This is a genomic window from Aeribacillus sp. JST-2, from assembly GCF_056032925.1.
The window spans coordinates 1-9278 of record NZ_JBVVUU010000064.1; the positions used below are offsets into that span (position 1 = coordinate 1).

Sequence of the window (9278 nt, forward strand, 5' to 3'; positions counted from 1 at the left end):
CATGTGGCATAAGGGGTACTCCGTTTGTCTCTTTTTACATGGTAATTATTGTAATGAAAATTGCTCAACTACAGTTATCAATTTAATAACCAGATGCTGGCGCGTTTTGTCCATCGGGAAGTCACCCTTGACTCAACGCTGATTCGCCAGGTGATGACGACCTATTTAGCCAAAGAAAAATATTATTTTCACAAGCTGCTTGAACAAGGCATAAAAGCGAAAGAGTTGAAAAAAGTGAACATTGCCCATTTTCTTGCTTATTTGAAAAGTATATTAAACATGCCGTTTTTGCAGCCTCAATATTTGTATGAAGTGCTCCATATCAATCCTTATGAGGAATATTTTGTAAAACAGTACCATCAACAAATTATTTCTTGGCTGGAACAAATATTGTTTGCAAAAAAAGAAGAGGCGATCCGTTTAGGGGCGCGCCATCTTCTCAAATAATAAATAATCGCTTCCCACATCCTTCGCGCAATGGGCGTCAGACCCGTAGACGAGAGGGATTTTTTTCTCCTTGGCAAGATCGACGATATCCCCGGATGGGTAAATCTCTCCGCAAAAAGTTTTGCGTAGACCGGATGTGTTGACATCCAGCTCCATTTTTCTTTTGCTCATTTCTTGAAAAATGGTCTTTATTGGCGGTATTTCGTTAAATGTGGCGGGAAATCGCTTTTGGAACTTGCGAATAAGGGTGAGGTGCCCAATCCTCTTCGGTTTATGTTTTCCAAGATCGGAAACAATGCCCTTCAAAACCGTTTCATAATAAAGTTTATATAAATGGTCAATTCCGCCTGACAACTTGATCATGAGGGCAAACGTATGCTCATCGAAATCCAAGCAATAATAGGAACCGTTGATCAATAAGAAATGCACAGATAAAATGCCATCGTCAAGGAGAGTTCCGTAATCATTTAAAAATTGCTTGATGTTTTCTTCAAACCCGAAAATATAATCAACCTCAAGCCCGATATGAATGTTGATAACACCCTGATATTGTTTTTTTAAATTTTGCAAAACAAACAGATAGCGTTCGATTTCATTTCGGGACATGGCGCTGTCTTGTTCGGGCGTCGGATCGACAAAACCTTCTGGTAGTGGTGCATGTTCGGTAAATGTAAGGTCAGTGAAACCTTTTTGAATGGCTGTTTCAATGTATAACTCCAACGAATCGTTTGTACCGTGCGGACAAAAGGGAGTGTGGACATGGCCATCTTTTTTCATTTCCTTCACCTCAAAAATATTGTCATGTTATGTGAAAAAAATAAAAATTTTGCTCAAAAAATGTTGTTATCATGGTATCATAATTACATTGAGATGACATTATTTTTTTATATAGTACATTTTCGACAATGTCGTTAAATATAAAATGCCCTTTTTAGAATGTAAATGGAGCGAGGGGTCTCATGATGGAAGTCGTAATTGCATTAATTCTAGTTCTTTTTCTCATATTCGGCGTAGGATATGGATTTCGAAAAAATATATATAAAGAAGTGGACAGGCTGGAAGCGTGGAAAATTCAAATTATGAACCAGTCGATAAACGATGAGCTGGCTAAAGTGAAAGAATTGAAAATGAGCGGTGAAACGGAAGAAAGCTTTGAACGTTGGCGGCAAGATTGGGAGGAAATTTTAACAACTCTTCTTCCAAAAGTGGAAGAACTTCTTTTTGATGCGGAAGAATATGCGGAAAAATACCGTTTTAAAAAATCAAAAGAAATTTTAATACATATTGATTCTGTTTTAAAAGATATTGAAGGGCAAATGGAAAGCATTGTTCAAGAAATTAATGAGCTTGTGGCGACTGAAAACAAAAACATAACAGACGGCCAAGAAGTCAAGCAAAAGTTGAAAGAAGTGAAAAAAACGCTGCTATCGCACCGCCACACTTTTGGAAGCGCATATCGAAATTTGGAAAAAACACTTGATGACATACAGGAGGGAGTAAAAAGATTTGTCGCTGAAATGGATGGCGGAAACTATTTAACAGCAAAAAAAATTTTAAATGAAGAGAAGAAAAAACTTTCCGCCCTCGAAGAAAAGATTGACGATATTCCTAAATTGCTGACGGAGTGTCAAATGATTGTTCCAAATGAACTTTCCGATTTGAAAGAAGGATATAAAAAGCTTCTTGAAGAAGGATATCATCTTGAACATCTTGAAGTGGACAAGGAAATTTCCACCATTGAAAAGAATTTGGAAAGCTTGAAAGACAAGCTCAGCAATGCGGAAGCTGAAGATGTCAAAACAGGCTTGGAAGCAATTAAGGAAATGATCGACAATATATATGATTTGTTTGAAAAAGAAGTGTACGCGAGCCAATATGTCAAGCAGGAAGCTGAAAAAATCGGGGAAAAGCTGCAAAAGCTTTTTGCTGAAAAAAAGGAATTAAAAGAACAAGTCATGCTTGTCAAACAAAGCTACCAATTGTCAAATGATGATGTTGAAATGTTAAAAGAACTGGATAAACAGATGAACCAATTAAAGAACCATTATAATCATATTTTGACCAGCATTGAACAGTCCAATATTGCGTATTCCGTTTTGCAGGAAGAACTGAATGCTTTCAACGAACAAATGGAGGATGCAAAAGCAAAATACAATGAGTGGCAGGAGATGCTGCAGGCTTTAAGAAAGGATGAATTAAATGCCCGGAGCAAGCTGGACGAATTAAAGCGGATGATGATTGATATAAAACGAGCCATTCGAAAAAGCAATATTCCTGGACTGCCTGCGCATTTTCTAGATCAAATTCAGACCGCCCAAGAATCGCTTGAAAAAGCGGGTAGAGCGCTTGATGAAATTCCGTTAAATATGGAAAACGTTCAAGTCTATCTCAATGATGCTGTGAACATGATTGAAAAATTGAAAATAGAAACAGACCAAATGATTGAGCAAGTGTATTTAATCGAAAAACTCATTCAATACGGCAATCGCTACCGAAGCCGCTATCATGATCTCGACCGAAAATTAAAAGAAGCTGAACAATTGTTCAGGAACTACGAATATGCCAAGTCTCTGGAGCAAACCGCCGCTGCTATTGAAGCGATTGATTCAGAGGCCTTACATAAAATTTTTGCTCTTGTCGAAAAAGAAATAAAGAATGATGAATAGCCCGTCTTTTCGCCAGACGGGTTTCTTGTTTTCTAAAATACGAAAACCTCTGCTGTTTTCAGAAATAATAAATTAATTTGTTTTCTTTTTCATTCGCACGACTTATGTTAATATATTTCATTGCATAGGATAATATTGAAAAATCATAAAAAGGGGCATAACGGATCTATGCTTTATTTAGATAACAGTGCAACAACCAACCCTTATCCTGAAGTCATTGATACATACAAACAAGTATCAGAAAAATATTTTGGCAATCCTTCTTCGATCCACGGTCTTGGCGTCCAATCGGAAAGGCTGCTCGGCAAAGCGCGTGAGCAAGCAGCACGTTTATTGGGAGTAAGCGAACAGGAAATTGTTTTTACTTCCGGAGCAACGGAAGGGAATAATTTAGCAATTAAAGGCTCTGCGTTTGCGCAGCAACATAGAGGAAAACACATCATTGCGACAACCATTGAGCATCCATCAGTCAGCGAAGCAATCCATCAGCTCGAACAACAATTCGGATTTGAAGTGACATGGATTCCTGTCAATGAAAAAGGATTTGTCGACCCTGACGATATTAAAAAAGCGATACGGAAAGATACCGTTCTAGTCTCCACCATGCATGTCAACAATGAGGTCGGAACCATTCAGCCAATCGAAAAAATTGGACAAGTTTTGAAACCATTTCCGCATATCATCTATCATGTCGACCATGTGCAAGGAATTGGAAAAGTTCCTTTAAATATAAAAAAGGCTAATGTTGATTTATGCACAATTTCCGGTCATAAATTCCATGCTCTGAACGGAACAGGCATTTTATATATAAAAGAAAACACGCCAATTCTTCCGCTTATTTCCGGAGGAGGGCAAGAAAAGAATTTAAGATCCGGAACAGAGCATTTGGCCGGAAATGTTTCGCTTGCAAAAGGATTAAGGCTGGCGCTGGATGATTATGAAAAACATATTTCCAGCCTTATGGAAACAAAGCAGTTTTTGATGGACGAGCTTGCTAAAATAGACGGAGTGGTGCTAAATACCCCCAGAGATGACTCTGCCCCGCATATTATTAACTTTTCCGTGCCCGGTGTGAAAGCGGAGGTACTCGTTCATATGCTGGAAGAAGAACATATTTATGTATCGACAACGTCGGCTTGTTCTTCAAGGAAGAAATCGGAAAGCAAAGTGCTGCTTGCGATGGGCAAGGATAAGAAAATTGCCGAAAGCTCCATACGAGTAAGCCTATCCATCAAACAGACGGTTAAGGATGTCATGCCGTTGATTGACGTCCTTCCGGGATCTATTCAAAAATTAAGAAAGATAATGGGGTTATAAAAGATGCAATATGATCACATTTTAGTTCGATACGGGGAAATGTCGTTAAAAGGAAAAAACCGCAAACAATTTGTAAATCAGTTGAAAAACAATGTGAAACAATCGCTTTCTTCTTTTCCGTCGCTCAATTTTACGGCGAATCGAGATCGGTTGTTCATTCAGCTTAACGGCGAGGATGGAGAAAAAGTAGCCAAAAAACTTGAAACTGTTTTTGGCATTCAGTCATTCAGTCTGGCGATCAGGGTAGAGAGCGAAATTGAAGCCATTAAGGAGCGGGCGTTAGAAGCAGTTAAGCAGTTGTACAAAAAGGGAGACACATTTAAAGTTTCCGCCAAAAGAGCGGATAAATCTTTTCCTCTCACGTCAGATCAATTAAATTATGAAATCGGTCGGCACATTTTGATTCATACGGAAGATTTAACAGTAGATGTCCATAAACCTGACATAAACGTTCGGGTGGAAGTACGGCCGCATGCCACTTATATTATGTGCAAAGATTATAAAGGAGCAGGAGGGCTTCCCGTCGGTTCAAGCGGCAAAGCAATGCTTATGATTTCGGGGGGGATTGACAGCCCTGTTGCCGGCTATTTGTCCATGAAAAGGGGCCTTGAGATCGAAGCCATTCATTTCTTCAGCCCTCCATATACGAATGAAAGAGCTAAGCAAAAAGTCATTGACCTCGTAAAAAAATTAACAGAATATGGAGGAAAAATTACTCTCCACATTGTTCCTTTTACAGATATACAGGTGACCATTCAACAAAACATCATGAGCAACTATACGATGACATCAACGAGAAGAATGATGTTGAAAATAGCTGATGAAATTCGGAAGAAGCGGGATGCGCTGGCGATTGTTACAGGGGAAAGTTTGGGACAAGTTGCAAGTCAAACGCTTGAAAGCATGTATGCTATTAATGAAGTAACAACAACGCCTGTATTAAGGCCGCTCATTTCGATGGATAAAAACGAAATTATTGACATTGCTGAAAAAATTGAAACGTTTCCTATCTCCAATCGGCCTTATGAAGATTGCTGCACCATTTTTACACCTGCATCGCCGAAAACAAAGCCGAAAAGAGAAAAAGTATTGAAATATGAAAGCTATGTTGATTTTGCCCCGCTTATTAAAAAGGCGATCGAAGAGACCATCACTATTGAATTGCCGGAAAACGTGAATGCTGAAAAGACAATGGAAGATGATTTGGAAGGCCTTCTATAAATTGCAAATACACAAAACAATTTCCATGCCTTTTATTGTATGAAGCCATGTGTTTTTTCACAATCTAATCCCACAAGGAGGTGAAAACACATGGCTCAAGGTAGATCAGGAAGCCGCAACCAGCTTTTAGTTGCAGGAGCGCAGCAAGCTCTTGACCAAATGAAATACGAAATTGCACAAGAATTCGGCGTAAACTTAGGACCAGAAACTACTTCCCGCGCAAACGGTTCTGTTGGCGGTGAAATTACAAAACGGCTTGTGGCATTTGCTCAGCAACAAATGTCTGGCGGCACAATGCAATAAATATAAAAAAATACAATGGCTTAAAGAGCGGAAAGGGTTCACCTTTTCGCTCTTATTCATAGACACCACTATAAAAATGTTCTTTTCACTTTATCCCAAAAAGAATTATCTTTTAATTTCACCGTTTTGATTTTTTTCTTGCCCAATTGGATATCGATTTGTTGAACATGCCGTATGCTTAAAGCTTCGTTGTCCATGCCGATAATTGGGTGGTCATTGCCGTCTTGAGCAACTTTTAGCGTTAGTTTTCTACCGCCGCTTAAAATGAAGGAAGAATCCAATGTTCTATACATATTGTTGTTTAATGAGGCAAGTTCGCTGACTTGCAAACAATCGAGCAGTGGATCAACAACAGCTCCTTTGACGGATTTATTATAAGCAGTGCTTCCCGTTGGCGTAGCAATGATCATACCGTCTCCGCGGAACGTCTCAAAATGCAAATCATCGATAAACACATCGATGACAAAAGTTTTAATAATGCTTGATTTAACACTGCATTCATTCAAACAGGACAGTTTGATTTCTTGGTCGATTGTGACATCGATGATTGGATATTTTCGCACTTCCACTTTTTCAAGTTTAAGGGCTTCCACCATTTTCTCTTGATGATCGATGTGAAAATCACAGTAAAAACTGATATGTCCTTCGGTTGCGATTCCTATGTATAAGCAATCATCGCGAAAATTCGTTTTTCTCACTGCCTGTAAAAACGTTCCATCCCCTCCGATGGCCACAATGATGTTCGCTTTTTTTGGATCAGAGACGACGGTGAAGTTGTATTGTTCCGCTAAATCTATTAAAGGTGCTACCTTTTGCTTCAATTCGTTATGTTCTTTATAAAAAAAATACACATTGCGGCGAAGATCCATCAGAAAAACTCTCCTTCCTTGGAAGTATTCTCCACATGCTGAGGAAATCGTGTTAAAATAAATTTATATGTCAATTTTATCACTTTATCATGAAATCGTATGCAAAAAATGGGGCAAAATCAAGGAGGTTATAGATTTGTCTGCTAAAAGGTGGGCTGCTTTAGGAATAGCAGCAGTTTTATTTATTTTTTCAACCATAATCAGTTTTATTTCCTTTGCAGCTTCTAATGCTGAAAAATTATCGAAAAATTTTTTCCAAACACCGTTTTCAGAAGAAATTGTGAAAGATGGAATGCCGGATCAAAAAATTGCTGTCCTTGAAGTCAATGGCGTGATTCAAGACACTGGAGAAGATGTTGCCTCTATATTTACGAGCCAAGGCTACAATCACAGACAATTTCTAAAGCTCATTGAAAAGGCCGGAGAGGACCGCAGCGTCAAGGGAATTATTTTGCGGGTCAATTCTCCGGGAGGAGGCGTCGTTGAAAGCGCGGAGATTCATAAAGAATTATTGGAGGCAAAGGAAAAATCCAAAAAACCGATATATGTTTCGATGGGATCAATGGCAGCTTCAGGCGGATATTATATTTCAACTGCCGCTGATAAAATTTTTGCCGCACCTGATACGATGACAGGATCGCTCGGAGTTATTATGCAAGGAATCAACTACAGTGAACTGGCTGAAAAATTTGGCGTGAAAACTGAAACAATCAAAAGCGGACCATATAAAGATATCATGTCGTCAACGAGGGAAATGACAAAAGAAGAAAGAGACATTCTTCAAAAACTTGTGAACAATGCATATGAAGGATTTGTCGATGTCATTGCAAAAGGGAGAAAAATGGATGAAACGGAAGTGCGCAAAATTGCTGATGGACGCATCTATGACGGACGGCAAGCGAAGGAGCTTCATTTAGTTGATATGCTCGGATACTTTGATGACACGGTGGAAGCTATGAAAAAGGACTTGAAATTAAAAAATCCGCAAGTTATTCAATATAAGGCAAATGCCGGTCTGGAATCTTTGCTGTCAATGACAGCCATGAAAATATTTTCAAAAGAGATGGAGTTTCAAGGCCTTTACCAGCTGTTCACGAAACCAAATTCCCCGCGTTTAATGTATTTGTATGCGGAATAGGGGGGATCAATGATGGACGCTACATTCGAGGAATTCAAACAAATGGAGCAAAAAGACAGCGATTGTACTAAAGAAGAGCGTTTTGCCGGATTTTGGATGAGATTTTGGGCATATCTTCTAGATTTAATCGTCATTTCGAGCATTACCCGCATTTTGATTCATCCGGTTTTTCTTTTGATGGGACTGGAGAAAAGCGATTTTCTTTTTTCTCCTTATCGAATTGCTTCCGCGCTTGTTTTCTTTTTATATTTTGTGCTCATGACCAAATTTTTAGGTCAAACGATTGGAAAAATGGTGTTCGGTTTAAAAGTCATCTCCTTAAAGAGAAAAAAATTGACATGGGGGGATGTTCTTATTCGTGAATGGATTGGAAGATATATTTCGAAGACTTTCTGGATTGGATACGTGGTGGCAGCTTTTACAAAAAGAAAACAAGGATTGCATGATCTTTTCAGCGACACAACCGTCATACATGAAGAAAAATAAAACCTGCCAAATTGGCAGGTTTATTTTTTTAAGAAAAGGTGATAATGGTTCACTGAAAGGATGTGGAGGCGGTGGTTTTCTTTCTTTCGTTGTTAGGAGGTTTGCTGATCTTAATAATGTTCCTTTCGCTGCTGAAACTAACGATTGTGATTGACTATTTGCATGAGAAGGATGACGATTTTCTGGAAATAACCTTTAAAATGCTTCGAGGCCTCATTCGCTATCGGAAAAAAATTCCGATGATCAAAATGGATAAAAAAAATGCAAATTTAGTAATCAAACAAGAAAATATTTCAAAAACTTCAAAAAATCAATCGATCAAAAAAATTTCCAAGCATGATATTCAAAAAGCCAAACGATCCTTTAATGAATTAGTGAGGCAGGTTCAACATTTATTTGTCATTATTCATAAATTTTTTAAAAAAGTTAAAGTGCTGAAATGGGAATGGCATACAGTCATCGGTACGGGAGAGGCAGCCTCTACCGGTGTTGCTGCCGGTGTAATGTGGACATTGAAAAGCATGGTGATCCAATTTGCTTCTAATCATGTAAACTTCCTAGTTTCACCAGATATTTCGATTTCTCCAAATTTCACGAAAAGAACCTCTAAAACTTCATTCAAATGTATGATTCAGTTCCGGCTGGGACATGCTATGATAGCAGGAATACGTCTTATGAAATGGTCTCGAAATAAAATGGCTTTACTGAAAATATTCAAGAAGTCATCACAAGACAAAGACAATGAACAGAAGTTAAAGGAGCATTCCTGTTAGAAGTTTTTTCGGGGACTTGAATAAAAAAAGCCCTCTTGGTATGATTCGGGGGTGTCAA

At 38.5% G+C, this 9278-nt stretch carries 10 protein-coding genes; 8 read left to right on the plus strand and 2 right to left on the minus strand.

Annotated features, from left to right (window positions below):
- The first annotated feature begins 60 nt into the window (after positions 1-60).
- Positions 61-447, plus strand: a complete 387-nt coding sequence (locus tag AC0KTX_RS15990) for a hypothetical protein (RefSeq protein WP_474253079.1) — start codon at positions 61-63, stop codon at positions 445-447.
- On the opposite strand, the gene hisJ is transcribed toward AC0KTX_RS15990, so the two are convergent.
- Positions 421-1224, minus strand: a complete 804-nt coding sequence (gene hisJ / locus AC0KTX_RS15995; protein WP_474253080.1) for a histidinol-phosphatase HisJ — start codon at positions 1222-1224, stop codon at positions 421-423. The two genes, AC0KTX_RS15990 and hisJ, sit on opposite strands and share 27 nt — an antisense overlap.
- 185 nt (positions 1225-1409) lie before the next feature.
- Here hisJ and ezrA point away from each other — a divergent pair, with 185 nt between their 5' ends.
- The 4 genes from ezrA to AC0KTX_RS16015 all read left to right on the plus strand — a co-directional run bounded on the left by ezrA (position 1410) and on the right by AC0KTX_RS16015 (position 5954).
- A complete protein-coding gene (gene ezrA / locus AC0KTX_RS16000) occupies positions 1410-3113 on the plus strand; it encodes a septation ring formation regulator EzrA (RefSeq protein ID WP_474253081.1) in 1704 nt (567 codons plus the stop codon).
- A gap of 168 nt (positions 3114-3281) precedes the next feature.
- Positions 3282-4430, plus strand: coding sequence for a cysteine desulfurase family protein (locus AC0KTX_RS16005; protein ID WP_474253082.1), 1149 nt, complete (start codon positions 3282-3284; stop codon positions 4428-4430).
- A gap of 3 nt (positions 4431-4433) precedes the next feature.
- Positions 4434-5651, plus strand: a complete 1218-nt coding sequence (gene thiI / locus AC0KTX_RS16010; protein WP_474253083.1) for a tRNA uracil 4-sulfurtransferase ThiI — start codon at positions 4434-4436, stop codon at positions 5649-5651.
- 90 nt (positions 5652-5741) lie between these two features.
- Positions 5742-5954: a small, acid-soluble spore protein, alpha/beta type gene (locus AC0KTX_RS16015; RefSeq protein WP_474253084.1), complete on the plus strand. Its 213-nt coding sequence runs from the start codon at positions 5742-5744 to the stop codon at positions 5952-5954.
- 68 nt (positions 5955-6022) lie between these two features.
- Here the strand turns inward: AC0KTX_RS16015 and AC0KTX_RS16020 are convergent, their stop codons facing one another.
- Complete coding sequence (locus AC0KTX_RS16020) at positions 6023-6826, minus strand: NAD kinase (RefSeq protein WP_474253088.1); 804 nt, start codon at positions 6824-6826, stop codon at positions 6023-6025.
- Positions 6827-6959: 133 nt separating this feature from the next.
- Between AC0KTX_RS16020 and sppA the strand changes: the two genes are divergently transcribed.
- From sppA to AC0KTX_RS16035, 3 genes are all read left to right on the plus strand, one after another.
- Positions 6960-7961 (plus strand): signal peptide peptidase SppA, encoded by a 1002-nt coding sequence (gene sppA / locus AC0KTX_RS16025; protein WP_474253085.1) that lies wholly within the window; start codon positions 6960-6962, stop codon positions 7959-7961.
- 12 nt (positions 7962-7973) lie between these two features.
- Entirely contained in the window at positions 7974-8447 is a 474-nt protein-coding gene (locus AC0KTX_RS16030) for an RDD family protein (RefSeq protein WP_474253086.1), read from the plus strand.
- 101 nt (positions 8448-8548) lie between these two features.
- Positions 8549-9220 (plus strand): DUF2953 domain-containing protein, encoded by a 672-nt coding sequence (locus AC0KTX_RS16035; RefSeq protein WP_474253087.1) that lies wholly within the window; start codon positions 8549-8551, stop codon positions 9218-9220.
- The last annotated feature ends 58 nt before the right edge of the window (positions 9221-9278 follow it).

Excerpts from the sequence above, each read along its gene's own strand:
- AC0KTX_RS16005 (WP_474253082.1), top strand. The coding sequence starts at position 3,282 with ATGCTTTATTTAGATAACAGTGCAACAACCAACCCTTATCCTGAAGTC.
- ezrA (WP_474253081.1), top strand. The coding sequence starts at position 1,410 with ATGGAAGTCGTAATTGCATTAATTCTAGTTCTTTTTCTCATATTCGGC.
- AC0KTX_RS16030 (WP_474253086.1), top strand. The coding sequence starts at position 7,974 with ATGGACGCTACATTCGAGGAATTCAAACAAATGGAGCAAAAAGACAGC.
- hisJ (WP_474253080.1), bottom strand. The coding sequence starts at position 1,224 with ATGAAAAAAGATGGCCATGTCCACACTCCCTTTTGTCCGCACGGTACA.
- AC0KTX_RS16015 (WP_474253084.1), top strand. The coding sequence starts at position 5,742 with ATGGCTCAAGGTAGATCAGGAAGCCGCAACCAGCTTTTAGTTGCAGGA.
- thiI (WP_474253083.1), top strand. The coding sequence starts at position 4,434 with ATGCAATATGATCACATTTTAGTTCGATACGGGGAAATGTCGTTAAAA.